Source organism: Ruegeria sp. BJ6 (genome assembly GCF_056537885.1).
On the sequence record NZ_JBQFSG010000004.1, the window covers coordinates 1 to 22,591 of the forward strand.

General features: G+C 54.5%; 24 protein-coding genes and 1 tRNA gene. 9 read left to right on the forward strand and 16 right to left on the reverse strand.

Translation table 11 applies throughout. From position 1 onward, the window contains the following. Positions 1-7: 7 nt before the first annotated feature. Positions 8-84: transfer RNA gene (locus ACR0D6_RS10655), tRNA-Met, on the forward strand. 271 nt (positions 85-355) lie between these two features. Here ACR0D6_RS10655 and ACR0D6_RS10660 read toward each other — a convergent pair. The 7 genes from ACR0D6_RS10660 to ACR0D6_RS10690 all read right to left on the reverse strand — a co-directional run bounded on the left by ACR0D6_RS10660 (position 356) and on the right by ACR0D6_RS10690 (position 4,879). Beyond that, positions 356-1,021 carry a hypothetical protein gene (locus tag ACR0D6_RS10660; RefSeq protein WP_480765478.1) on the reverse strand — a complete coding sequence of 222 codons (666 nt, stop codon included), beginning with the start codon at positions 1,019-1,021 and terminating at the stop codon, positions 356-358. Positions 1,022-1,149: 128 nt separating this feature from the next. Continuing rightward, the gene (locus ACR0D6_RS10665; protein ID WP_480765479.1) at positions 1,150-1,917 is read right to left on the reverse strand and encodes a hypothetical protein; all 768 of its coding nucleotides are present in this window, start codon (positions 1,915-1,917) and stop codon (positions 1,150-1,152) included. A 416-nt stretch (positions 1,918-2,333) separates the two neighbouring features. After that, the gene (locus tag ACR0D6_RS10670) at positions 2,334-3,146 is read right to left on the reverse strand and encodes a hypothetical protein (protein WP_480765480.1); all 813 of its coding nucleotides are present in this window, start codon (positions 3,144-3,146) and stop codon (positions 2,334-2,336) included. Further along, positions 3,091-3,474 carry a hypothetical protein gene (locus ACR0D6_RS10675; RefSeq protein ID WP_480765481.1) on the reverse strand — a complete coding sequence of 128 codons (384 nt, stop codon included), beginning with the start codon at positions 3,472-3,474 and terminating at the stop codon, positions 3,091-3,093. Before ACR0D6_RS10675 ends, ACR0D6_RS10670 begins: the two co-directional genes overlap by 56 nt. A 188-nt stretch (positions 3,475-3,662) precedes the next feature. Then, positions 3,663-3,881 (reverse strand): hypothetical protein, encoded by a 219-nt coding sequence (locus tag ACR0D6_RS10680; protein WP_480765482.1) that lies wholly within the window; start codon positions 3,879-3,881, stop codon positions 3,663-3,665. A gap of 122 nt (positions 3,882-4,003) precedes the next feature. Further along, positions 4,004-4,243, reverse strand: a complete 240-nt coding sequence (locus ACR0D6_RS10685) for a helix-turn-helix domain-containing protein (protein WP_480765483.1) — start codon at positions 4,241-4,243, stop codon at positions 4,004-4,006. Between the two features lie 120 nt (positions 4,244-4,363). Continuing rightward, on the reverse strand, positions 4,364-4,879 hold the full coding sequence (locus ACR0D6_RS10690) for a hypothetical protein (protein WP_480765484.1): 516 nt from the start codon (positions 4,877-4,879) through the stop codon (positions 4,364-4,366). A gap of 465 nt (positions 4,880-5,344) precedes the next feature. Here ACR0D6_RS10690 and ACR0D6_RS10695 point away from each other — a divergent pair, with 465 nt between their 5' ends. Then, a complete protein-coding gene (locus ACR0D6_RS10695) occupies positions 5,345-7,108 on the forward strand; it encodes an AAA family ATPase (RefSeq protein ID WP_480765485.1) in 1,764 nt (587 codons plus the stop codon). A gap of 190 nt (positions 7,109-7,298) precedes the next feature. Here ACR0D6_RS10695 and ACR0D6_RS10700 read toward each other — a convergent pair whose 3' ends face one another. From ACR0D6_RS10700 to ACR0D6_RS10725, 6 genes are all read right to left on the reverse strand, one after another. After that, positions 7,299-8,483: a tyrosine-type recombinase/integrase gene (locus ACR0D6_RS10700; RefSeq protein ID WP_480765486.1), complete on the reverse strand. Its 1,185-nt coding sequence runs from the start codon at positions 8,481-8,483 to the stop codon at positions 7,299-7,301. Positions 8,484-8,882: 399 nt separating this feature from the next. Further along, the gene (locus ACR0D6_RS10705) at positions 8,883-9,044 is read right to left on the reverse strand and encodes a hypothetical protein (RefSeq protein ID WP_480765487.1); all 162 of its coding nucleotides are present in this window, start codon (positions 9,042-9,044) and stop codon (positions 8,883-8,885) included. A gap of 14 nt (positions 9,045-9,058) precedes the next feature. Next, positions 9,059-10,321 (reverse strand): MFS transporter, encoded by a 1,263-nt coding sequence (locus ACR0D6_RS10710; protein WP_480765488.1) that lies wholly within the window; start codon positions 10,319-10,321, stop codon positions 9,059-9,061. A 55-nt stretch (positions 10,322-10,376) separates the two neighbouring features. Next, positions 10,377-10,568, reverse strand: a complete 192-nt coding sequence (locus tag ACR0D6_RS10715; RefSeq protein ID WP_480765489.1) for a hypothetical protein — start codon at positions 10,566-10,568, stop codon at positions 10,377-10,379. A gap of 41 nt (positions 10,569-10,609) precedes the next feature. Continuing rightward, positions 10,610-11,176: an efflux RND transporter periplasmic adaptor subunit gene (locus ACR0D6_RS10720; protein ID WP_480765490.1), complete on the reverse strand. Its 567-nt coding sequence runs from the start codon at positions 11,174-11,176 to the stop codon at positions 10,610-10,612. Positions 11,177-11,227: 51 nt separating this feature from the next. Continuing rightward, positions 11,228-12,301 (reverse strand): alpha/beta hydrolase, encoded by a 1,074-nt coding sequence (locus tag ACR0D6_RS10725; RefSeq protein ID WP_480765491.1) that lies wholly within the window; start codon positions 12,299-12,301, stop codon positions 11,228-11,230. Positions 12,302-12,488: 187 nt separating this feature from the next. Between ACR0D6_RS10725 and ACR0D6_RS10730 the strand changes: the two genes are divergently transcribed. Further along, positions 12,489-13,427: a helix-turn-helix transcriptional regulator gene (locus tag ACR0D6_RS10730; RefSeq protein WP_480765492.1), complete on the forward strand. Its 939-nt coding sequence runs from the start codon at positions 12,489-12,491 to the stop codon at positions 13,425-13,427. 321 nt (positions 13,428-13,748) lie between these two features. Here the strand turns inward: ACR0D6_RS10730 and ACR0D6_RS10735 are convergent, their stop codons facing one another. Then, positions 13,749-14,369 carry a cysteine hydrolase family protein gene (locus ACR0D6_RS10735; RefSeq protein WP_480765493.1) on the reverse strand — a complete coding sequence of 207 codons (621 nt, stop codon included), beginning with the start codon at positions 14,367-14,369 and terminating at the stop codon, positions 13,749-13,751. A gap of 428 nt (positions 14,370-14,797) precedes the next feature. Here ACR0D6_RS10735 and ACR0D6_RS10740 point away from each other — a divergent pair, with 428 nt between their 5' ends. The 3 genes from ACR0D6_RS10740 to ACR0D6_RS10750 all read left to right on the forward strand — a co-directional run bounded on the left by ACR0D6_RS10740 (position 14,798) and on the right by ACR0D6_RS10750 (position 17,016). After that, complete coding sequence (locus ACR0D6_RS10740; RefSeq protein WP_480765494.1) at positions 14,798-15,298, forward strand: twin-arginine translocation pathway signal; 501 nt, start codon at positions 14,798-14,800, stop codon at positions 15,296-15,298. After that, complete coding sequence (locus tag ACR0D6_RS10745) at positions 15,298-15,882, forward strand: ferric reductase-like transmembrane domain-containing protein (RefSeq protein WP_480765495.1); 585 nt, start codon at positions 15,298-15,300, stop codon at positions 15,880-15,882. Before ACR0D6_RS10740 ends, ACR0D6_RS10745 begins: the two co-directional genes overlap by 1 nt. A 120-nt stretch (positions 15,883-16,002) precedes the next feature. Beyond that, on the forward strand, positions 16,003-17,016 hold the full coding sequence (locus ACR0D6_RS10750) for a hypothetical protein (protein ID WP_480765496.1): 1,014 nt from the start codon (positions 16,003-16,005) through the stop codon (positions 17,014-17,016). Between the two features lie 620 nt (positions 17,017-17,636). Here the strand turns inward: ACR0D6_RS10750 and ACR0D6_RS10755 are convergent. Further along, positions 17,637-18,176 carry a cytochrome b gene (locus tag ACR0D6_RS10755; RefSeq protein ID WP_480765497.1) on the reverse strand — a complete coding sequence of 180 codons (540 nt, stop codon included), beginning with the start codon at positions 18,174-18,176 and terminating at the stop codon, positions 17,637-17,639. A 162-nt stretch (positions 18,177-18,338) separates the two neighbouring features. Here ACR0D6_RS10755 and ACR0D6_RS10760 point away from each other — a divergent pair, with 162 nt between their 5' ends. Beyond that, the gene (locus ACR0D6_RS10760; protein ID WP_480765498.1) at positions 18,339-19,151 is read left to right on the forward strand and encodes a LytTR family DNA-binding domain-containing protein; all 813 of its coding nucleotides are present in this window, start codon (positions 18,339-18,341) and stop codon (positions 19,149-19,151) included. A 313-nt stretch (positions 19,152-19,464) separates the two neighbouring features. Here ACR0D6_RS10760 and ACR0D6_RS10765 read toward each other — a convergent pair whose 3' ends face one another. Beyond that, positions 19,465-20,382, reverse strand: coding sequence for a LysR family transcriptional regulator (locus tag ACR0D6_RS10765; protein WP_480765499.1), 918 nt, complete (start codon positions 20,380-20,382; stop codon positions 19,465-19,467). Positions 20,383-20,564: 182 nt separating this feature from the next. On the opposite strand from ACR0D6_RS10765, the gene ACR0D6_RS10770 reads away from it, so the two are divergent. Further along, the gene (locus ACR0D6_RS10770; RefSeq protein WP_480765500.1) at positions 20,565-21,554 is read left to right on the forward strand and encodes an alpha/beta hydrolase; all 990 of its coding nucleotides are present in this window, start codon (positions 20,565-20,567) and stop codon (positions 21,552-21,554) included. After that, positions 21,554-22,531 (forward strand): hypothetical protein, encoded by a 978-nt coding sequence (locus ACR0D6_RS10775; RefSeq protein ID WP_480765501.1) that lies wholly within the window; start codon positions 21,554-21,556, stop codon positions 22,529-22,531. The genes ACR0D6_RS10770 and ACR0D6_RS10775 overlap by 1 nt, the downstream gene beginning before the upstream one ends. Positions 22,532-22,591 lie beyond the last annotated feature (60 nt).

The following is a 22,591-nucleotide window of genomic DNA, read 5'->3' on the forward strand; positions in this document are numbered from 1 at the left end:
AAAGTGTCGCGGGATGGAGCAGCCCGGTAGCTCGTCAGGCTCATAACCTGAAGGTCGCAGGTTCAAATCCTGCTCCCGCAACCAAAATTAACACACAAAAACAACACGCTACACGCCGCCTCAGGGCGGTGTTTCTATTTGCGCAAACACAACTGGAAGCACTGTGGAAGCAAATGGGGTGAATTGGGCCTGTGGTGAATGCGCAACAGAGACTACTTGCACAAGTCGCCGTAGAGGCCTCGATGAGCCCATAGTGGACTTTGCCCAAGCCAGCCTGCTTTGCAAACGCAGCACGTCGGTCACAGCCCAAAGAGGCGATACGCTCAAGGTAGTTAGTTCGATCGAATTCTTCATTTCAAGCTGTCACTGAGGCATAGAATAGCTCCGGTGCTTGATCAGAGCCGAAATTAAGATGACCACCTATCCACATTCCTTTACCTGACACATCCACCTCAAAAGTCTCCAAAAGACTTTTGCATAGATCCAAGAACTCTCGGGCTCTTTCCAAGCAATTTGAAACTTTATCATGGGAAAGGACTTGGGAATTTGCGTGTAGGATGTTTCCAGATCTGTTCCAGTACTCAATAGCCAATTCTTGGGTTAGGTGGTTCCCTTCACGAATTACAAAGCGACCGGCTATCCCCGGCTCATCCGTATCGACCACCGAAATCGGAATCGGAAAGAAATTCGGGTTTAACTGGGCTAGTTTCTTTGCCAGAATGCCAGCTTTGTACTCCTTCCGAATACCCTTTGAAATAGTCTCTCCAGCCTGTTGGTTGGCTGCAACGCTGAGTAACAACATCTCCTCAACAACAAATCGAATATCGAGCTGTGACTGCCGAACGGCCAAAGTGGACCAAGGGCCAATCAGGTTCGCCTTTGAAGCCTTGGCCGTTATTCGTCCTATCGATTCTAGATGAGATCTCATCATTACCAGATGATCTAGTGCGCGACGCTCAACATTTGGCTGACGAATGGAACGCGAAGTTTCTGGTGTTTTGCCCGATCCAGAATTGGTCACCTAAATCCCCACTTCACAGTACAATAGCGAAAACCTGAGCCGGAGCCACAGTTCGTGATTTCCTGAGTTGAAGCTGACTGAAATCCAGACATTGGCTGATCCGCTGGTTCTACTTGTTAGTTGTGAGTTCAGCGGGAAAGAAGCTCCGAGAAGAGCTCGTCCTCTGAAGGGATGGTTTTTCGGTACAGTATCGACTGAATTGTTCTCACTAGAAGTCCCCAGGCTCGCAACCATTTTTCGTCGTTCACAAGGTTCGCTTTCCCATGGGTAATTTCGCTTCGATCCTTGTAACTTTTCTTGGCTTCGGAGTACGTTTCCGCGCGCAATGCAACAGGGCCGCACAACTCAGCCAATGCCAGGGACATTCGAAATGACAACTCCGGCCCCTTGCCAAAGACGGCCTCTAGAGACTGCCAGATGTGAAGGATCGAGGACGCCCGGTCAGGCATCAAGGGGGCTTTAGCCAAAGCCGCACGTAGAGTTGTAGCTTTGCTGAACTGGTTCTCGATTTCTTGCCAAGCCGACACAGCATCAACAGCTTGGGTGAAATCAGTTGGGTCAAGTTTGTTCGAGAAGCTCTCACTACCTCCGCGCAATACAGTAAAACTCAGCTCTGTCGGCCATCCTTCTACCCGAGAATTTTTAGCAGTGATGCCGTGTCGCATTCTCTCGGGAAGTTCTTCGCTCCGAAGGCTGGAACTGCGAGCATTGATGCCAGCGTATTCGTTAATAGAATGACTTGTAGCAAATGGCGCAATGGTCGGTGCCATGCCCTTTAGGTATAGCATTACCCTTAGTGTATCTAATAGCTTTATTGCCTCAACATGGTCCGGTGCATCTACCGAAATCTCGATATTGACGCTCGGCAGGAAGATCTGCATTAGCTCCGCACTCATTCTAATTGGATGCTTCTCCGCCACCAATGAATGCAAGTCAAAAATGGACACATCCCAGCGACGATGATGCAGCCCAAATGGCGCGATTTTGACATCCTCGTTAGAGGATGGAGCCCAAAATAGCAGAGGGAAGTAGAAACATGGCATCTCAAAGGACTACAAGAAAAATGCCTATGATGAGAAGGGCATATAACGAAAAGTCCCGACTTCTGCTGCTTCGCAGATGCCGCGTGACTTTAGTGCGATTTGACCGCAGAGAATAGCGGCACGAAACGATTGCATCGTTGCTGGTCATTCAATGAGTTTGGCCCAGATGTTGGAAGCGGCGGCGACTTTGCAAAGTCCGTTTTCTGCGCATAGCTGCTGTCAGTAGGTACCAGTGTCGCAGCCGCAGCGAATGACGGCTTGGTGGCCCCTCAAGACAACCGATACTTACCGCGCGCCTTGGAAAGCCGTTCTTCGAGTGGGGTGGTATGCTCTTCAACGAGCCGAACCAACACGTCAGAGTGACTTTCCAAAAAATTACTGAAACTGTCCGCAGAAACGTCTGAAATCGCCGCTCGAGTGACAAACAGTCCTGCTAGTTGTGCATCCAGTTCCCGCATCTTTGCTGCGCGATTGGCTTGAATTACCTCGTTGGGCAGAACACCCGCGCAGTTCTGATAAAGATCATTGCCAACCACAGCTTCAAACTGCCGCCAAAGCTCGTGTGTGGGCCATCGGGCGCGGTTTCCATCTGCTGTGGGCATACAGTAGCGAATGCGCCTCAGCGCGTCTGTAAAGGCATCTCCGATGATATCGTGCACATCCTGCCAGTTTCGCATTTCGAACCGGTTGCGGAGTTGCTTGGAGCCAAGTCGCATCTCGAAGCGCCAGACCTGACTTGTTGCCCGGTCGGTCAGATCAAGGGGCGGTTTGCCTACCGCTTCTAGCGCTGCGTTCCAGATGGTCAGCCAGCCCATCTTGTTTTGCTGGATAACCTCGGCCCGCTTGTCATAGATCGCCAGTTGACGATTGGCGACGGCCCCAGCACGCAAGCCAACCACGCGCGCGCCGCTGGATACGGTCGCGGTTTCATCAACGCCAGTATATTCCGTGACCTTTGTGCCGGGTGGCACAACCAGTGCTTCGCGGTCAGGTTCAAACCATGGGGCCAGCAAGTCCACCGCGAAGTCAGCCCGCGCGACTCGCAATTGCGTTTCCACGTACTTGACCCCGAATGCTTCCATGCAGTCGCGAAAGTGTCGCTCCGCGCCTTCCAGACCAACCGTGGCCAGCCCAAAGGCACGGGGTGATGCCGGGATTGTTTGGAACGCGGTCCTGTGGGTCCTGAAACAGCCACACGGCCCCATGATCGCCGGAATGAGCGGTGAAGCCGCGTGCGCCCTTGCTGGTCACGTTGAGCGACACAGTGCCAAATTCGAGAACACAGTCGCCATAGGTTTCTTTGGCATGTTGCTTGGCGGATGCCAGTTCTTCGCGAAGACAGTCAGGGATATCTGCCTGAACAGTGAATTTCAGCCCATCGAAGCCAGAATGCAGGATCGTTGCTTCCATTTGCGCTGACCTTCGCTTTCGTATTCGTGGAGGGGGGTGTTACAAGACCCCCCTCTATCGCGGCACGCCCTGCCGCTGGATTGTGTGGCGATGTTGGGAAAAAGAATGCGGGGGCTTACGCCCCCTTAGTGCCTCCGGCGGGGCAGCATTTGTTTTGGGGCCGGAGCGAAGCCGCTCCGGCGCTGCCATCACCTGGCATTGGTTTGACGACCAATCCAGATTTCGGCGCGCTCCGCGCATTTCGAGAGATTGAGCAGGTCCGAATGGTGGAAGCTGTTCGAATTGCGCCAGTCGCCGGTGTCGGTCTTGTAGGCGCGGGACATGTCGACGGTGTAGAAGCCTTCATTGTCCCAGATGGTTGCAGTGATCAGGCCAATTTTGAATTTCTGTGCAGGCTGGTTAGCCATGGTTCAGTGTCTTTCTGTTGATGTTTGAGGAAAGGGGCGCGGGTCCGTTTCGCCCGCGCCCCTACAGAGCCATTCCGGCCCCAAAATCCCGCACAGCGCTGCCAACCCCGTACGGGTAAAACTTAGACTTGCGAGGTGTTACGGCGGCGGCGACCTTCGGCCCAAATGCGCAGATCGCGGCGGCGATAGCGCACCGACCGGCCCGGTTTGTAGTAGGAAGGGCCAAAGCCAGTGACGCGCCATTTCTGCATGGTGCGCACGCTTTGGCAGAGATAGTCTGCCGCTTCGATCTCGGTAATAAAACCATCCCAATAGTCAGAAGTGGGGATGGTCTGCTCGGTGGCAATTGCCTGTTGTTGCATTCTGTTCGACCTTTCAACGTAAGTTGCTATGAGGCGAACATAGGGGCGCTTGGGTGCGATTTTCGAGCGAAAGCGCTGGACGAATTAACCGCGAATTTGAACAACAATTCGTCCAGTAAGCTAATCGCGCTCACGGATGCAATCTTTTAACTCCCTCATGACGCGCGACGTTGGAATGCTTGGGTCGATACTTCGAAATGCTTCAGCGCAAAAGCGAGCGGCGTTTGTTATAGGCTCGCCTGTCGAAGTAACGTCCCGTGTAAACGCCTGACTTGTCGTTCCATCCCAAAGATCAGCGATGTTACGCATCCAAAGCCGCAATCCGTATGAGCGGACTTGTCCGGGTCTTCCTTTTGGAAGATTTGCGCTTCTGCTGGTGGCTGCAATTTCCAAACCTTCAATCACTGAACTCAGTGTTGGAACATTCATAATCACGCAAGGGACGCCAATTTCCAGATGCTTCAAAGACACCGCCAGAGAGGGTTCGCTTGGGGCGGCCAATGAACCAGAGATAGCATGTTGCGCATCAATATCAGCGTGCTTGTCGAGTTCCGACTTTGCTTTCCATGACAACTGATCAAGTGAAGATTTCAGCCGATTGGCTTGTTTTGCTATGTCCTTCAGCTCTCGCGCCACATCGCTGTTTCGAGGAAGGTTCTCAAACTTCGCAGTTTCCCAGCGGTATATAGCGGCGCTATGTTCAAGTTTTTCCGCGAAAACCCGGGTGTTCGCAGGGGCGAGTTCCCCAACTTCACAAAGGTATTGAACGGCGTTGTCGTCGTATGTGTCTTCGTAGAACCTTGGGGGAACTACTTGATTGTCGGTTACGATAAGTATGGGACTGCCTCTTCGATCGTGTTCAAACCAAACGGCGTTTCGATTCTTCGAATATGGGTTTGCGTTTTACCGATTAAGGTATGCGTCTGGCAGGGTATACCCCGGGTAGGGACTAAACCGCGCAACTACTTGGTGAGGAATAGTATTTGACTATTCCGTCGAGTTAAGTTGGGGTGTCGCGAAAATCGCTGTCGCGGCACTGTATTCTGTCGAGCGAAACAAGGTCCGTGGCGAGCATAAACAACAATCAGTATTGAGGACTAAATGCCCGTTTTTCTTCACGGCTTGGCTTTACAGTTTTACAGAGGCATTGGGTCAGAAATGCAGTTCATAGCCCCTTTCGGTGATATGAACATTTTCGTCGGTGCAAACAACGCAGGCAAGTCTACCGTCCTAAACTTTATTGCAGAACAACTTGTCCGGCGAGACAATCAGAGGAGTTATACTCCGGCGCTGTCGCCAGTTGAAACTTACCGTGGTCGTCCCAGCGGAGAATTGAAATTCGCGCTTGGAACCCCAATTTCGGCTGTCCAAAGTAAAATTCTGGAAGCTATTGAGAACCGCTCAATCCCATCTGTAGACCGCAAGTTTGTCGAGACGTTTCTATCTAAATTGACGCATGCGCTAGCCATAAACGGAGCGCTTTGGTCTTTTCCCCCAACGTCTTCCAACAACCGTAGTGTTCCGCTTAAATCATCTATTCCGCAGGATATTCTGCGTGAAACCCATCCGCATACTTTACGATATGCTGCTTTGACTATGTCGGTATCCAGCAGCGTTGGGCAACAAAGGCTAGAGCAAGACTTGGTCAACAATCTTTGCAGATTGCCAGCGCCTGTTTCGGCACCCATTAGCTTAATTCCAGCTAAACGCGTGCTCGGTCCTAAAACTGATAATTTTGAAGGCTTCGGTGGAAAAGGGCTGATTAACCGACTTGCGGAGCTTCAAAACCCCAGCTTAGAGAAGCTAGATGACAGAAAGCGCTTTGCGCAAATCAACGCATTCTTGCGAGACGTGACAGGCAAACCGGACGCCCAAATAGAAATTCCCCACGACAAAGAACACGTACACGTCCACATGGACGATAAAATCCTACCCTTGTCTTCATTGGGCACCGGCATCCACGAAGTCGTCTTGATCGCATCCTATTGCACGCTTCAAGAGAACGCGATTGTTTGTATCGAAGAACCGGAAATCCATCTGCACCCGCTGCTTCAAAGAAAGCTCATCGCCTACCTGCGAAAGAACACCAAGAACCAGTATTTCATTGCCACGCACTCGGCAGCATTCATTGATAGCGCGGACGCATCGGTGTTTCACGTTGCCAACGACGGGAACCAAACGAGGGTGCGCAATATCAGCCTCAAGAAGGACAGGCGGCAGCTGTGCAACGACCTCGGGTACAAGGCGTCCGATATAGTGCAGGCAAATGCTGTAATTTGGGTGGAAGGTCCTTCGGATCGTATCTACTTGCGCCATTGGATAAGCGCAGTCGATAGTTCTTTGAAGGAAGGGACGCACTATTCCATAATGTTTTACGGCGGCCGCCTATTGAGCCACCTGAGTGCCGACGAAGAAGACGTTGCGGGCCTGATTGATTTGCGGGCCTTGAACCAGCACAGCGCCGTCGTGATTGACAGTGATCTTGCTAGCTCTGCCGGGAAAATCCGAGAAACCAAACAGCGCGTCGTTGACGAATTTGCTGACGCGGAGGGCTTGGTTTGGGTGACGGACGGGCGCGAGATCGAAAACTACGTCGACCACGACGTCTTGCAGTCGGCCGTCCAGCAGGTCCGCCCAACCAGATATTCGAAACCCCATCGGGGAGGAAAATATGACCATGCACTGCATTTCATCAGGAAGCGCACTAAAGGCGAAGTGGATAAAGAGGACGGCGAGTTGGTTTTCAAGGACGTAGACAAAGTGAAGGTCGCCCGGCTGGTGTGCGAAGCACCTGCAAATCTGGAAGTGTTAGACTTGGCTGAACGCGTTGAGGCTCTGGTAGATTTCATTAGAACGGCAAACTGAGCCAAGCCCTACTTATCTCAGTCTGTGAGTTCGCTGTCGCCAGCGTGGATTTCCCTACCCGGGGTATACCCGGCCCCGCGTATACCCCGGGTAGGAAGAAAACCTCTATGTAACGTATCGTATACGTAGACGCCCCACGTAATGTAATCCGCCTATGTATACGTTTAGGGGGTTGGTCGCGCTGAGCGCCTTACCTAACTATACGCAGCCCATGGTTAGGTTCCTGCGCGCCTACGATTGTATTGAGCCGCGCTGCGTTTTCTTCCGCTGCCTGCCGTACCGGGTCATCGGCTAAATGCGCATACCGCATCGTAGTTTGAATTTGGCTGTGGCCCAGCAACCGCCCGACCATCTGAATGGGCATTCCCGACGATACGGCATTCGACGCATAGGTGTGGCGCAGGTCGTGAATACGGACATCATGCAGACCAGCCCGTTCACGTATACGACGCCATGGCTTTTGCAGGTCGGTGGCGTAGTGGCCCGGAACAGCCCCGGCGATGACGTAAGGGTTCTCAGGAAGCTGTGGCAGGGCGCTCAGAACCGCTCGGGCGGCTTGGGGCAGGGGAATGCGCCGCGCGCCTGTTTTGGTGTCTGGAAGCTCCATTCCTGCGTCTGTGATGAAGGACCATTGCAAGGTTTGGATTTCACCAAGGCGACACCCGGTCAGGATCAGCAACCGGAAAGCGGCGATAACAAAGGGCGACTCTGACCCGTCCTGCTCCGCCTCTGCCAAAACCTGCCCGAGCTGTTGCAACTCAACTTGGTTCAGAAACCGTTCCCGTTTTTCTTCACGGTATTTCGGGACATGGCGACAGGGGTTCGACCCGTCAGACCGCAAGCCCCAGATTTCCGCCAGATTGAACATCTTGGACAAAACGCCCAATGTCCGGTTGGCTTGATAGGGTTTGTCCCGAAACTTGTGGTGCAGTTCGGCAATATCTTTCCGTTCTACGTCGACCACTTTGAAGCTGCCAATGGCTGGAACGATAAACAGGTCAATTGCCCTGCGATACTCGCCTTGGGTGGACGGCTTGCAGCGTTCCTTGACGTGGGTATCAAAGAACCGCTCACACAATGCCGCGACCGTGGGTGCGCGGCGATGCTGGGCAATCTCCTCGGCAGGGTTCTCACCCTTAGCCACTTGCCCCATGAGTTCCTTTGCCAGCTTTCGCGCCTCGTCCACGGTGATCTTGCCATGTCGTCCGATGGAAACGCGCCGTGTCCGTCCACCTTTGCGATATTGCGCCTGATAGGTCTTGGCCCCGGAGGGCATCACGCGGACACCAAACCCGGCAATCTGGCTGTCCCATACGAAGTAGTCTTTCGCCTCAACCGGTAAGGCTTCTACGGCGCGTTTGGTCAGTTTGGGCATCCCTCATCCTTTCTCTGTCATCACCCCGTGGAAGCATTGTGGAAGCAACTGGAAGCGGTTCATGGCGTAAGAGGTAGGAACGGGGCGCGCTGGTCGTCAATAATAAATAAACGATTCCAATAAGATAGGGTAAGGCAGCGTTTTCGAGCGTAGTTGGTGCAGGTGAGCGTAAGCTATCTCATAACCTGAAGGTCGCAGGTTCAAATCCTGCTCCCGCAACCAACAAATATACCATATAATACAACACTGTAGCGCCCAAGGGGCGCTTTCTGTGTTTAGGGCTGCCGTGCCTGGTGCTACAGCGGTGCTACGTTACGGATCAAATATCGGCGCTTTATTCGCTGCGAACTCGCCAATGCGCCTGCTAGCTGATGCTTCTTCACCTTTGGAAAAAAGCAGTCACGTCCTCTCAAAAATGCCGCCCAGCAGGAGCCAGGACATGCTGGAACCCATGGCCGTTGGCTTGATGAGGTCGCCGGCGAAGGTCATAGCAACAAATACCAGCCAGATGAGCAGAGTGGCTTTTTCTGCGCGAAAGAGGTTAGTGAAGGGGGTGGTCATGGTGGTCTCCTACCTTACCGTTTCTGGGTGGGGACGGATTTGAGGCTGGTGGTTTCGGTCGCCTTAAAGTGGGTTTGTTCCGCTCTGGCAGCCGGGGCCACTGTTTTGATCCTGAAAGCAGTGAAGCCCACGAAGGCGGCCATCGCAATTACAAGCACCCAGCCCATGACCGCATCGCCAAATACCGCCGAAAGCGCGCTGGTCATGAGTGGGCCTGCAATGCCGCCGATGGTGAAGACAAACAGCATTGTGACAGCGCTGGACGCGACATAGACGGGCACAGTGCGGTCCATCGCGTGAGCCAAAAGCAGTGAGTAGAGGGTGAGCATCGATCCGCCCAGCAGGATCAATCCGGCGAGCATTGCAATATATAGTGGTGTGCCCACGATGTCAGCGTGGCGCGCACCGTCACCAGTGGCGAAAGTGGCGAAGGCCGCAAGAGCGCCGGTTGCGACTGTCGCCGTCACTACAATGACGCGGCGCCGATCCATGCGGTCTGACAAAAATCCAATCGGATAGAGAAACAGGATACGCCCGACGTAAATAGCAGCGATGCCAATGGCCACATCCGCGGCATCAATGCCAATGACAGCCGCCCGATACGGCACAACATTAATGAACACGGTGGACACGATACCAACGGTGAGCGCGCCGAGGGCGGCAGTGGGCGCGTCTTGAAACAGCGCCTTGAAACGCACATTTGCCCGTTCTTTGCCCTCGGGCGGCGTGCTGGGCGTGGCGGCGATCACCACGATGGCCAGACAGTAGAGCAAGGACATCAGCACAAAAGACTGGTTCAGGTCGTCGGGTGTAACGATGACGAGAACCTGACTTAGAACCGACATCAACCCGAGGATAATGGCAAACACGGCAAGCAATCGGCCCCGCGATTTTTCGTCGACGGTTTCGCTGATCCAGGCGTCACCGATGGCAAAAAGACCCGCGGTTGCAACGCCGGTCATCAGGCGCACGATTAGCAGCGTGGGCTCGTTGTCAGTCACGGAAAACAGCAGGGCGGCAGCGGTACATATGGCCGCCGCCGCAGAAAATGCACGAATATGTCCAATGCTGGTGATCCAGCCTGCAATGTAGAAACAGCCGATCAGGAACCCCAACGAGTAAGCAGCGGGCGCCAGCGCGGCGATTTCTTGAGACGCGCCGGTTTGGGCAAAATAGAGCGCGACGATGGTGCCCGATGCCGCAGTCACCAGCTGTATCGCCGCGACCGCGATAAACAGGTATTTCAGGGTGTGGATTTGATCGCTGAACCGGGCCATGGAACTGCTCCAGGAAAGAGAGGAAAAGTGGGCCGCGCCTGACGCGCGACCTGCTTTAGTTTGAAAAGCTGACTTTGACTTCGACGTTCAAACCGGGAATAAGGCCGCGCTCAAGATTTGGGATTTCCGCCCAGATGCGCAGGGTTTCGTTCGCGGCCAGCACGCTTTCAGCAAAAAGCACGCGGCCACCCTGTGCCAGTGGCTGAACGTCACCTGGCAAATGCAAGTCGACCTGAAAGCGCTCCATCAGAGCACTCAGGCCCTCTGGCGTCGACTGGTTCAGCGCGATCAGGGATTGTACGACATTCCGTATACGACGCGGACCGTGTCTGTGTGCACAATCTGCGCCAGCGCTTGACCGTTTTCTGTGTCCAGATAGGTGCCCACCTGTTTGTGGGCGAGCCCAATTTGCCCCGAAATCGGCGCTCTGATCTGTGTCGAAGCCAGCTCAAGCTCTGCCAATGCACGGTGCGCCTGCGCCTCTTGCAACGCCACCTTGGCCAGTATCAGCCGGTCCGTAGCATTTTGAACGGCCAGTTCGGAAACCGCATCGCGCGCACCAAGTTTCGCCTGCCGTTGCGCCTCGGCCTCCGCTGTTGCCAATTCGGCCTCACGACGGTTTTCGACCGCACGGCTGGCGGCGAGCTTTTGTTCGTAAGCGGGGGCCGCAATTTCAAACAGCAATTGGCCTTTCTCAACCGTATCGCCCGGCTTGAAATGCACCGCCGCAAGGATGCCGCGCACCGAATTGGCCACCAGAGCGCTCTCACTGGCCTCTATCCGTCCGGTAAATGTCTCTGCGGCGAGCATGTTGGTGAAATCTTTAACAGGCTCTGCGTGGGCACTGTGGGTCATCAGAAGACCCAACAGCAGAAGCGGGAGTTTTGCAAAAACGGTCATTGTTGGTCACTCCAGATGCAGGTCAAAGAAGGTGTTGAGCTCACGCCAAGCGTCATGAGTCTCTGGCGCGTTCACGAAGAAACCTGCCATGTAGTCGCCGTGTGACTGGCCGTCGTAGACATGTAGATCGGCGGCAACTCCGGCGGCGCGTAGGGCGCGGTGCATGCGCACCGTGTCGCTTAGCAACAGGTCGCGTGTGCCGGTCAGAAGAACCGTCGGTGGCAGGTTGTCCAGATTGGCGTAGATCGGGGACAGTCGCGGATCGGTGCGGTCGGTACCGTCCGCATAAATGTCAAACGTGCCTTCAATCACACCCTCGCGGGCGCCAAGCGGATCAAGACCCTGCAACGTGATCCAGCTGTCCGACGCCTGCGCCAGATCCACAGCGGGCGTGCCTGCCATAATGGCTCCAGGCAAAGGGGTGCCCATGTCGCGCAGTTGTAAAACTGTCGACAACACCAGGTTGCCCCCCGCAGAGGTGCCAAACATCGCAACTTTGGCTGGATCATGGTCCTTGATAACTTGCTGCCACACGGCGATCACATCATCTGTTGCGGCAGGAAACGGATGCAGCGGTGGGCGGCGATAATCGACGGACACCACCTCAACACCCAAACCATGCGCCATCCAGATCGCTTCGGCCATGGCGGCTTCACCACCATTAAAAACAAAGGCCCCGCCGTGCACATGCACAAAAACGGTGTCCGCCCACCGGGGATCAATGGTGGTTGGCGTGACACGGTAGGTGGTCACCCCCGCCACGTTCTCGATGGCAAAATGAGCGCCGGTCATCTCAAGCAAACGTGCGACCCCTTGCAGGGAGGCAGCGTCAAACTCGGCTTGCAACGTAAGCCATTGCTCGGTGGAGGATGGCGTTTCGGCATGCGTTCCAACTTGACGGCTTTCGATGAGCTCGGCCAATTCCGGGGACACGCCCGCAGGAACCGGTGCGGTCCGCGCCGCCATTGGCAGACCTTCAATCACGGGCTTTGCGCTGTCTGCGGTGGCGACCGCAGGCACCGAAAGAGCCGCAATCAGTGCGCTTGTCAGAACAACTTTCAGGACGGAACGGCGTTTCATGTTTGGTCTCCAACTTTCAGTTTGGGTCATTCGTTTTGCTAAACTGGAGGTAATTTGTGGGGGGAGGCCGCGCCACTTCCAAAAGTGATCATTTCACGACAAACTGTCCGTCATGGACACGGTTTTGCAAAGCACCTTGGCGTTTCGCCCCGCGCTACAAGGGCTTGACCAAATTGCATCGCCGCGGGTGTCCGAACATGCCCTGAAAGAAGCTGGACTGTCGCGAGCGGTAATGGAAGACCCGACGGTGTTCCTCCCCTATCGGCTTCAGGCGCGGTTCATGCAAGCCGCCAGCCTGAAGATCTCCGAAAAACACATCGGTGCCTATATCACGCAAGACTTCCATTACGCCTCCTTTGGGGCCTACGCAGACTATGTGCTCGGCGCGCCGAAACTGGATGTGGCCCTGGCGCGGGCCGAAAAAATCCTGCCGTTCCTGCAACGGGGGTCAGTTATGCGCACCCGCGTGGTTGGCGATCATTTTGTGCTTGGGTTTGATGCCATGCTCGGCGGAATCGCCGGGGCAAATTTGATCGATCAGGACCTTCCGTTTGTGCTGCAGTCTGTGGTGCGCGAGTTCTGTGGACGCCGCTGGCGGCCGAGCTGGGTGGAGATGCCAGAGGTGCACCGAGGTACCGAAACCGCGTTGCAGTACATCTACAATGCAGAGGTGCGTGTGGGGGGATCCGCCGCCAGCATTGCGATCCCTCTGTCAGAAATCGAAACCCCTAATCCGCGGACAACCGATGAGAGGCTGGCGATGACGTTGGCAGGCATCCGCGATGTCCGGTCGCGGCAAACGCCCTCAACCACCAAAGAGTTGGTTGGGAACGCCTTGCGCGCGCAACTCGCCATGGGGCACGCCGACATCGAAACGGTGGCGGCCACATTGGGTGTCAGCGTACGCAAGCTGCAACGGCAACTCACTGCAGAGAACACCAGTTTCAAAGAGATCCGTGTGGCTGAACAGACAGATCGAGCCAGGTCGCTGCTGTCGGGCACTGACCTTTCTGTCGCGGAGGTTGCCTTCAATCTTGGGTTCAGCGAGGTCAACAGCTTCCGCCGCACATTTGCCAGCTGGTTTGGAATTTCACCATCTAAGTTTCGCAAATTGAGCGGTACTTAGGTAGCAAGGCCTCAATGGAGCGGACATTGGCGCAATGCGCAGCGAAGGTTCAGTTTCCGCCCTCTCGGCAGATACTTTCGCGCTCATAGCATGAATTTGGCAACCGCGGCGAAAGTCTGCTGTGTGGCCGTATCCCTTGCCTTGCCCCACAGATTGCAGGCGCGGCGAATGTCAGCAAGGTCCCGTATAGCGGACGTCCCTCCTTATTGTGAACTTTCGAATGTCTGCTGTGAGCCCTAAGCTGCCAGCATTCGACACATTTCGAATTGCTGGTTTGGGCTTTAGGCAATGCGAAACAGACATAAAGGAGCCGTTTGCGTATCAGAGCAAAGAGATCGCGTTGATCACCGTTTCGCGGTTTTGAACAGCGCCCGTTTGCAAATACTCCATTGCTCTGAGCGCAGCTTCATGGGCTTGGAGGGATGACCCGCCGACGCAATCCTCCACAACGCGGCAGAAGTAGTCTGATTGATGGCCATCAACGAACGTGTAGTGCACACAAACATCGGTCAGGCCTCCGCATAGTATCAGAGTATCTACCTTTAGGCCGCGCAGCAGAATTTCGAAATCGGTTCCAAAAAACGCAGAATAACGCCGCTTCGGAACCAAATAGTCACCAGCGCAATATCCCATCTCTTCTTTGGCAACCTCTGTCCGCGGATCACCTTCGAGACAGTGTATGTCCTCATCGCCATCCAGCTCCCGGCCGAAGTCGATCTGGTCGGAACGATGAACTTCCTGAATGAAAATGACGGGCACATTGTTTTGGTGTGCGGCATCAACCAAATCGCGCGCAGCGAGCATCCGTTCTTTATAACCCGGCATATTGTCGATTGAGCGGACTGCGCTGTTATCAATGAACGTGCTCTTCTGAATGTCGATCACGATCAGGGCGGGTCGACCCTCGATCAGTTTCTTTGCATTTTTGTGTTTGGTTGTCATCTTCGACCTCAGTTTTATCAGGTCGTCCTGACTAAGCGCCGTTCCTGGCCGGGTCGTCCCGGCGGGCAGATCAATTTTGCCTAAATGTGCTAGGGCGCTTGGTCAAGGGTATGGGCATATTTGCATTGGGATGAATAGCAGACGTTCACACCCAAACCGGCATTGTCGGCTTGGTCCACTCACAAATCTCAAGCGGTTGGTAGTACTAATGTCCGGTTTGCGCTGTTTGCAACTTGCCGCACGTGCAATACTCAGGCCACCGATGAAGGTCTGCTCAGGGCTCCACTGCAGCCATTCACTGCGGCGCGCTTGGACTGGCGGTCAGAGCCCAGAGCGACGGGTGCTGTGCTTGAATGGCTCCTTCCACCTGTATACATATAGCAGATTGCAGAAGTACGTATTGGATACTGCAGTTGGGAGAGATCGACATGACAACCCCATACCTGACCCGGAGAACTGTCGTTTCAACCGCGGGCGCTGCGCTTCTCACTAGTGCCTCCGGCCTGACCTTGCCGGCACGCGCGCAAACTGTTGCGGCCACTCCGACGATGCGGGGAGGAGCCAACAATTACCGCCCTGGCGCTCCGATCATGGAAAGGATCGGCAATGGCGGCTTTTGGACCACTGGAACCGTGCGACGCGCGGGCGACGGTGCACCCCTTGCTGGCCGGCGCATTCAGGTGTGGGCCCATACGACCGAAGGTCACGAACGGGACGCGCGGTCTCATGGCGCGACGCTCACCGACGCCGACGGCGTATTCCGCATCGAGATGCCACAGATTGTACCCGCCTTCGGTCAGCCGCATGCGCATCTGGCTTACGATGCAGAATACGATGATGGCGGCTTCGAGACGGTTTTTTTGCGGCCTGTGATGGAGCGGGCATCGGACACGAGCCTGCATGTTGAGTTCGTTCTGCGTCCTGTCTGATGAGCTTATTGCGCGGCGTGGTCGCATGGGGGGCTCTAGCCTTGGCAATTGCGGTGCCCTTGATCGCCGCAGCGCAAAGCCCGCTTCTGCAATGGCGCGAGCCGCTCTATGTCATTGCCGGATTTTCTGGGATCGTCGGATTGGCGCTTTTGCTTGTTCAGCCTCTTCTAATCACCGGCGTGCTTCCGGGGATCCCGGCGCGGCGCATCCATATCTGGACCGGAACGGCACTGGTTATCGCGGTGGTTGTCCACGTGGCGGGTCTTTGGGTCACGAGCCCGCCGGACGTGGTGGATGTCTTGCTGTTCCGCTCTCCGACTCCGTTTTCCGTCTGGGGTGCGGTGGCAATGTGGGCCCTCTTCGCAACCGCCATCCTTGCTGCCGTGAGAAAGCAACTGGGACTGCGCATCTGGCGCCTCGGCCATAGCGTGGCGGCGGTCGTGATCGTCACAGGCACAGTCGTACACGCCTGGCTAATCCAAGGTGCGATGGAGGACGTGACGAAAGGGGCACTCTGCGTGATCGTTTTGGGGGCAGGAGCATGGGCCTTGTATCGCCGCCGCATATGGCGAATGCTCCGCTAACTGAGGCGATAACAGATCGTGCGTACCGGGCCGTTCGTCGCCCACCTTCAGAAAAGCCGGTGCAAGCAATATTTAGGTAGCTGCGCAATTCCCTGAACTGCATGGCCCAAACGGACGTTCATGGACGGCGCGGCGAAAGCGCATTTCGTCCGCAAATCAGATTTTAAAGGACTTGAACCGCTCGTTCAGGAATGGCAACCCAAAGGGAATCCAGCGTCACGTAGGAAATGTCATATGAAAAACCTTGTTCTAACGTGCTGCTTTGGAACTATCTCCCTAGGGTTCACAGCGTTTCCGTCTGCTGCACAGCCCCAGCTAGGTTGGGCGTATCAGATTGATGGGCTTGCCGCTTTTCAAAGGGATGCGGATTTGAGTGACGGTGGCGAGTTCTCTGCAAGTCGAACATTTCTACGTGCCACCGCACTTTATAATCTGGAAGAAGGAAACTCCGTTGGATTTTCCACCAGCTTTGGCAAGCTGGATTACAATTTCAGCCAATCGAACAACCAGCCTTGGGAAAACATCCGTGACCTTCGCGTAGCTGTTCCTGTGCGGTTTCGTGTGGGTGATACAACAACGGTATTTGTGTCGCCACAGATCAGGTGGGACTACCAAAGCGGGGCTTCCTCATCTGACGGCAGAACCTACGGTGTTTTTGCAGGTATTGCATGGCAACTGAACGAGCGCCTGACGATAGGCCCGGCCTTCGGCGCGTTTTCTCAATTAGACGAAAGCGGTACTGATTTTTTTCCGGCTCTGCTGATCGACTGGGACATAAATGACCGCTGGAACTTGAACACTGGCTCTGGTGTCGGAGCGACGCAAGGTCCCGGGTTGACGCTGAGCTACGCGCTAAATGAGGTAATCGACCTTTCGTTGAGCGCACGATCAGAGAGAATTCGTATCAGGTTGGATGGGGATGGCCTCGCCCCGGATGGGGTGGGTGAAGATAAGAGTATCCCTGTAGTTCTTTCTGTTGGGTACAACCCGAATCCTGGGGTTTCATTGAGCGTATTTGCAGGCGCAGAATTTGACGGCCGCTTGACGCTAGATGATGCGAATGGAGCGGAAATTAGTCGGCAGAGCTATGAAACAGCGCCATTGGTTGGGCTGGCGTTTAGGGTCAGGTTCTGATCGCAGCATTGAGTCAGTTTGCCAGATGTGTGCGAAGATTTTCTCGCGGCTGAGTTCATACTTCTGCTTTATCCGCGATCAGTGAATTCGTTTGCCCGCTGATTTTGCGTATGCAGCGAATAGTGGGTTTGGCGGACGGGGCCGCAGCATTTTGAAGGCGGTCTGCGCGGTTGAACTGGAATTAGGGCACGACTTTGCAAAGGGCACTACCTGCGCAGAGCGGACGTCCTTGAACGACAGCTGTACGACCGTATCTGCAGCACTGTCAAAATTAGATTTGGACTAGGCATTCCTGCTTAGAAGCGAAATAGTTCGGCAAAGGCCAAATCCTGCTCCCGCAACCAACTTTAGAGAACTGTCTTCGCAATCAATTCCCGCCTTTGCTTTTTGAGCATAGCTATCAAGTTACCCTGCATGTCGAGAATCGCCACAACGGTCGAACAAAGTGTTGAACAAGCCGCCTCAGGGCGGTTTTGTTCATTCTGAGGAAACCCGATCAGCAGCATGTCTTTGTCTCGTTCAGCGCTTTCATTAGAGCCGACTGTCCAGAAATCCTTGTTTGCGAGTGACGCGCATGGCAGGGCTATCGTGCTCGTTGCGGCTGCGCTTACGTCCGTTGATCATTTGAATGACATCCTTCGCAAAACATCATGGCCTTCGATGCGATGCTTCGCGACGGCCGCAATATGGCCGAAAACAACGACCAGCATGGTGTAGGCAAGCCATCTGTGAATGGCGGAGGTGGTCGCTTCTAGATTGTAGCCCCATAGCGTTTCCTGTGTCGGGAAGATCTTTGGCATGGCAAGGCCGAACAATGATGTGCCGTGCCCACCAAAATCCGACTCAGCCCACCCAATGAAGATGATCATCAATGGCAGAGCGTAAAGCGCCGCATGGCCTAAATGCGAGAGCAGTTTTTCCCAATTGGCCAGGGCCGCCAAAGGCGCAGGAGGCGGTGTGATGAACCGAACAGCAATGCGCAGCATGATCAGAAGAAGCAGCAATATGCCCATAGAGATGTGAAGGGAAAACAAGGTTTCCTGTAGCGGAGAATCGTCCGTCACCAGTTTGGTCATTGTGTATCCACAGACCCACATGAAGACGAAAAAAATCGCCATTAACCAGTGAAGAACCCGCGCGGAAAAACTGTAGCGATCCATGTTAGCCGCCCTTTCTTTGAAGCATTTCCGTGAGATGCTGCAGAGAGAAGTGCGCATTCAAGGATGGATGCTGGAACGGTAATCCATCTGCGCCAAAGGTAGGGGTTCTTTCGCGAACGGTCGCGTCTCGACCATTCGCGATGGGGCCGCTAGATACTCTTTATGAAGTTGGATCAAGTTGCTTTCTCTGCTGGGCTCTTCAGAAAGGTCCTGCTCGCCGCATTGATCGGCGCGGGCTTCATTTTGGTTCTTGAACCAAGCCATACGCAAAACGTGCCTCTACTGGCGGCATTTGCACTATGGTTTACCCATCTTTTCTTGGCCGCTGTACTCTTTCTGGCGGTCGTTATGTTGTTGCAACGGTTCAGATGTCCCGACCCGATACCAGCAATTGTCTCTGCAATTCTGTTGCCAATTCCATTTGCCTTGGGATCGCTTGGATTAGACTTTGGCTTCGACAACGCAGATGATGATCTGAAGGCGGCTGAAACGCCCGTTTCAATTTTCCTGAATGAGGTTGTTACAGTTGCCCCGCTCGCATTGGCCGTGGCGCTGGCAATGACATTTCTTCTTCGCCGAAACCCTTCTGAAGAGGACGCGCCTCAGACGGATGAGCACGTGGAAGAAGATTCCCCTACATTGAAGCAACTCATTAACAGTGTCCCGCATTCTCTAGGCGATGATCTCATCCGCTTGCACGCGCAGGATCATTATGTGGAAATCGTTACATCTAATGGAAGCGCACTGCTTTCAGAGCAGTTCGGCGATTGTTTGGAAAAACTCAAAAACCTGGACGGAATACAATGCCACAGGTCTCACTGGATCAATCTGGCGCATGTCGACAGTGTTGCACGCAAAGGTAGCGCTTATTCGTGCACGATGAGCAATGGCGATCAGGTTCCGGTCAGTCGGAGACGATATTCAGAATTGCGCGATAAAGTTGGCGCTGCCATCAAAAATACCCGAAAGCCGTAACTCGGCTTTTCTCCAATCCGCTTGACCACTAAGGCGCCATTCCCACCGCTCGACCGTGATCACCGTCGCGGCTGTGCGGCCTGCACTGAACAGACATTCGCTGCGATCGAAAAGCTGGAAAGTAGATAAAGACCTGGAGCAGGCTAAGAGCAGAGATGTAACAGTAACGGTCGATGTTGCGGCTCAGCCCAACAAACCATGCCGTCCATGGATTGTGGATTCGTTAAGATCCAAGAGCGTGCGGTGATTTGGATGGCCTTTCTGTACTTCGAAATTACCTGGTTCAAACCATCGTCACGGCTCGAACCTCAATTCAGTCGGATTTGGTAATCTCCTGTGCTTGTTCCCTCAACCAATTGACGGCTGGATTGAAGCGGCTACGCTCGTGGCGGACCAAGTAGTAAGGGAAACCGCAACTCGGTTGAAACGGAGATGAACAAAGAGAGGTCAGTTTCTGGACTTGCTTTGCCAGACGCTTGGGGACAGCTGCAACCGCATCCGTCTTCCCTACAAGGAATGGCAGCGTGGTGAAGTAGGGCTGCTGGAATACAGCATTCGAACCATCTCCTTCTTGACGCATGATCGTATCCGGTTTCAAACCCGTCGTACCCGGAAAACTGAACTCGATTAACCGGTAAGGGGACACGTCCTGCGGACTAAGAGCCAGCTTCGATGCCGCATCTTCCTCAAGAGGATGGCCCTGTCGGAAAAGAACTTCGTAGGTCTCATCAAATAGCTTCTGAATGAGTAAATCGTCCTTGGCATCCAAATCCGCGTATAGCAGCAGATCAATCGCTCCTTTTTCCAGGTCGTCAAAACTTTGCGGCACCAATGGCGAGACATCGAATCTTAGTGCTGGTGCGGTAACGGCAAAGACTTCCATCATGGGCCCGAGGACAGCCGCCACGCCGTAGTCTGTCGAGGCGATGCGATAGCAATGGTTGGACTGTGCCGGATCAAAGGCGGATGGCCTGAAGACGTCAGCTACCGCCGACAGTGCTGCATCGACTGGTTCATTCAAGCCCAGAGCATGATCCGTTAACTGGTATCCAGACTGTGTTCGGATCAGCACGGGATCTCCTATCAAGTCGCGCACCCGGGCAAGGATTCGACTGGCGGCGGGCTGGCTGATCCCCAGATGAATTGCCGTGCGTGTGACGCTGCTTGTACGAAGCAGGAGCTGCAGGAACCGCAAAGTCCGTACATCCAGAGAAGTTAGACCATCATTCATTTATTGCATGCCCACCATGCTGTTTGCGTCATCCAAATTATGAAGATCACAAGTTAACTGACAAGTACAGCCAATCCGGGCGCCCCCGATCTTTTGGGTGCGGAGGCCATCAAACAGAATACGAAAGGGCAGCAGCAATGATTACACGTCGCAAGTTCAACTCAATTGCGATTACTTCATCCATGAGCGGAGTTTTCGCTGCCCGGCCCAGCGCCGCGGCGCCGTCCGGCGACGTAGATCAATCGGCACTTGGCTCCTACGATGTCCAGACAGTGTCCTTTGACAGCTCTGGGGAAACCCTTGTTGGAAAGTTGCTGATGCCTGCTGCGGACGGGCCTCACCCGGCAGTTGTGATTGTCGGACCTGTCGCTTTCGTCAAGGAACAATCACCGGTGCAATATGCAACCCGCTTGGCATCGCGCGGGCTGGCCGTTCTGATTTTCGACCCGCGCTATCACGGAGAAAGCACAGGCGTGCCCCGGCGCTACGAGTCTGGCGAAGCCAAGGTGGAAGACTGCCAGGCGGCCCTCGGCTTTCTCGCCATCCAGGAAGGTATTGACGCAAATCGGCTTCACCTTCTCGGGATCTGCCAGGGCGTCAACTGGGCGATTGAAACAGCGGTGATAGATGATCGAGTGGCGTCTCTCGGGGTTGTTGCGGGCCACTATCTGACTGCGGAAACCGCCAGAATGTACCTTGGCAGCGATGCAGCAGTTGAAGCACGTATGGAACGCGCGACCAAAGCAGCCGCCGATTTCGCAAATACAGGGGAAGCAAGTTATATTCCGATCGTCGGCTCTGAGGATGCCCTTCTGACCGCAACGGCCATCGCTGACTGGTACCTGCCTTGGGACAACAGGGCCCCTTGGCTGACTTTCAAAGGGGGTTGGGAAAACCGCATCACCGCAATGAGCGAAGCTGGCATTTGGGGCTGGCGGATCGATGAAACAGCCCCTCAGCTGAACCTGCCCGTATTGATGATCCATGGTGATAGGGCTGCAAGCGGTCAGGACATTCCGCGCCGCATTTTTGAAGACATCGCTTCAGAGCAGAAGACGCTGCACTGGATCGACGGTGCCAACCAGCTTCAGTTTTACGAAGACCCGCTGATCATTGACACTGCCGTCAATGCGCTGGCCCCGCATTTTCTGGCCTTCGAGCGAAGCCTTTGATGCAGAACGCTTGGTTCGTCACGGTTGCTCCGGAGCAATCATTGCAGGGAAACCGGGCGACAACATCGAAGCGCAACTACACAGGAGAATTGTTTGAGATGAAATTTCTTTCGCTATTGGTTGCTTGCACCGTGGCTTGCCCTGCTGTCGCCGAACAGAAGCTGCCGCCCTTTACAGAAGCCGTTTTGCCAATGGGGAACGATATCTATGCCGTATCGATTGGACCGGGTGGGCCAGATGAAGAGTTCAGCTCAGACGCAACCAATGGCGGGCTCTACAAGCTTACTCCCGACGGCGGGACCGAAGAAATCAAACTCTCGGATGGGCAAGGCCTGCGCAACCCGACAGGCATGGTGCGTTCTGGCAACCAGATTGTCATTGTGGATGGCAATGAGGTCATTTCTGCCGCTGCGGATGGCACGGTAAACTGGCGACAAGCTCTCGATGACGATGGTGTCTTTCTCTATGATATCGAAACGCTCGACGAGAACACCCTTCTCGTAAGTGACTTTGGGCGGGGCGTATTCCTATCCGTCGCAACCCAAACCGGACAAATTCAACCTTACCTCGACGATTTGCGTATCAGTGGGCTTGCTCGCTTTGCAATCGCAGAGACAGGAATTTACGCTGTGTCCTGGGGCAGCGACGAGGCATGGGACAGCGCTTTGTATTGGGTTCCGCAGCCCGGTAACGAGAATACTGCTGTAAGACTTGCGAATGGCTTCGGTAACTTGGAATCGGTTGAAATCGTCAACGGCACAGTTGTTGTCGGAGGTTATCGGGGTCACGAGAAATACCCCGATGCAAGACTCATGCGCGTTGAAACTGATGGAAACATTTTTCCGCTGAGCACCGCATCTCATTCGCGTGGGATATCTGATATTTTCTTCGATGGGTCGTCAATTTGGCTGACTTATTTCTATGACGCATCCTATGCGGAATTGCCGTCTCAGGCGGCACAAAATCTCAACCAATAGACGCACATACTCTGGTTTCCATGGCGCCAAGCTTCCGCGTGAAGATGCCCACAGTTAGTC

What these genes read in the sequence shown, in the direction of transcription:
- ACR0D6_RS10725 (WP_480765491.1), bottom strand. Translation starts at nt 12,301, where the DNA reads ATGAAACGCCGTTCCGTCCTGAAAGTTGTTCTGACAAGCGCACTGATT.
- ACR0D6_RS10740 (WP_480765494.1), top strand. Translation starts at nt 14,798, where the DNA reads ATGACAACCCCATACCTGACCCGGAGAACTGTCGTTTCAACCGCGGGC.
- ACR0D6_RS10695 (WP_480765485.1), top strand. Translation starts at nt 5,345, where the DNA reads ATGCCCGTTTTTCTTCACGGCTTGGCTTTACAGTTTTACAGAGGCATT.
- ACR0D6_RS10765 (WP_480765499.1), bottom strand. Translation starts at nt 20,382, where the DNA reads ATGAATGATGGTCTAACTTCTCTGGATGTACGGACTTTGCGGTTCCTG.
- ACR0D6_RS10735 (WP_480765493.1), bottom strand. Translation starts at nt 14,369, where the DNA reads ATGACAACCAAACACAAAAATGCAAAGAAACTGATCGAGGGTCGACCC.
- ACR0D6_RS10715 (WP_480765489.1), bottom strand. Translation starts at nt 10,568, where the DNA reads ATGGAGCGCTTTCAGGTCGACTTGCATTTGCCAGGTGACGTTCAGCCA.
- ACR0D6_RS10745 (WP_480765495.1), top strand. Translation starts at nt 15,298, where the DNA reads ATGAGCTTATTGCGCGGCGTGGTCGCATGGGGGGCTCTAGCCTTGGCA.
- ACR0D6_RS10680 (WP_480765482.1), bottom strand. Translation starts at nt 3,881, where the DNA reads ATGGCTAACCAGCCTGCACAGAAATTCAAAATTGGCCTGATCACTGCA.
- ACR0D6_RS10775 (WP_480765501.1), top strand. Translation starts at nt 21,554, where the DNA reads ATGCAGAACGCTTGGTTCGTCACGGTTGCTCCGGAGCAATCATTGCAG.
- ACR0D6_RS10760 (WP_480765498.1), top strand. Translation starts at nt 18,339, where the DNA reads ATGAAGTTGGATCAAGTTGCTTTCTCTGCTGGGCTCTTCAGAAAGGTC.
- ACR0D6_RS10710 (WP_480765488.1), bottom strand. Translation starts at nt 10,321, where the DNA reads ATGGCCCGGTTCAGCGATCAAATCCACACCCTGAAATACCTGTTTATC.
- ACR0D6_RS10675 (WP_480765481.1), bottom strand. Translation starts at nt 3,474, where the DNA reads ATGGAAGCAACGATCCTGCATTCTGGCTTCGATGGGCTGAAATTCACT.
- ACR0D6_RS10670 (WP_480765480.1), bottom strand. Translation starts at nt 3,146, where the DNA reads ATGGAAGCATTCGGGGTCAAGTACGTGGAAACGCAATTGCGAGTCGCG.
- ACR0D6_RS10700 (WP_480765486.1), bottom strand. Translation starts at nt 8,483, where the DNA reads ATGCCCAAACTGACCAAACGCGCCGTAGAAGCCTTACCGGTTGAGGCG.
- ACR0D6_RS10770 (WP_480765500.1), top strand. Translation starts at nt 20,565, where the DNA reads ATGAGCGGAGTTTTCGCTGCCCGGCCCAGCGCCGCGGCGCCGTCCGGC.
- ACR0D6_RS10685 (WP_480765483.1), bottom strand. Translation starts at nt 4,243, where the DNA reads ATGCAACAACAGGCAATTGCCACCGAGCAGACCATCCCCACTTCTGAC.
- ACR0D6_RS10705 (WP_480765487.1), bottom strand. Translation starts at nt 9,044, where the DNA reads ATGACCACCCCCTTCACTAACCTCTTTCGCGCAGAAAAAGCCACTCTG.
- ACR0D6_RS10665 (WP_480765479.1), bottom strand. Translation starts at nt 1,917, where the DNA reads ATGAGTGCGGAGCTAATGCAGATCTTCCTGCCGAGCGTCAATATCGAG.
- ACR0D6_RS10755 (WP_480765497.1), bottom strand. Translation starts at nt 18,176, where the DNA reads ATGGATCGCTACAGTTTTTCCGCGCGGGTTCTTCACTGGTTAATGGCG.
- ACR0D6_RS10750 (WP_480765496.1), top strand. Translation starts at nt 16,003, where the DNA reads ATGGACGGCGCGGCGAAAGCGCATTTCGTCCGCAAATCAGATTTTAAA.
- ACR0D6_RS10720 (WP_480765490.1), bottom strand. Translation starts at nt 11,176, where the DNA reads ATGACCCACAGTGCCCACGCAGAGCCTGTTAAAGATTTCACCAACATG.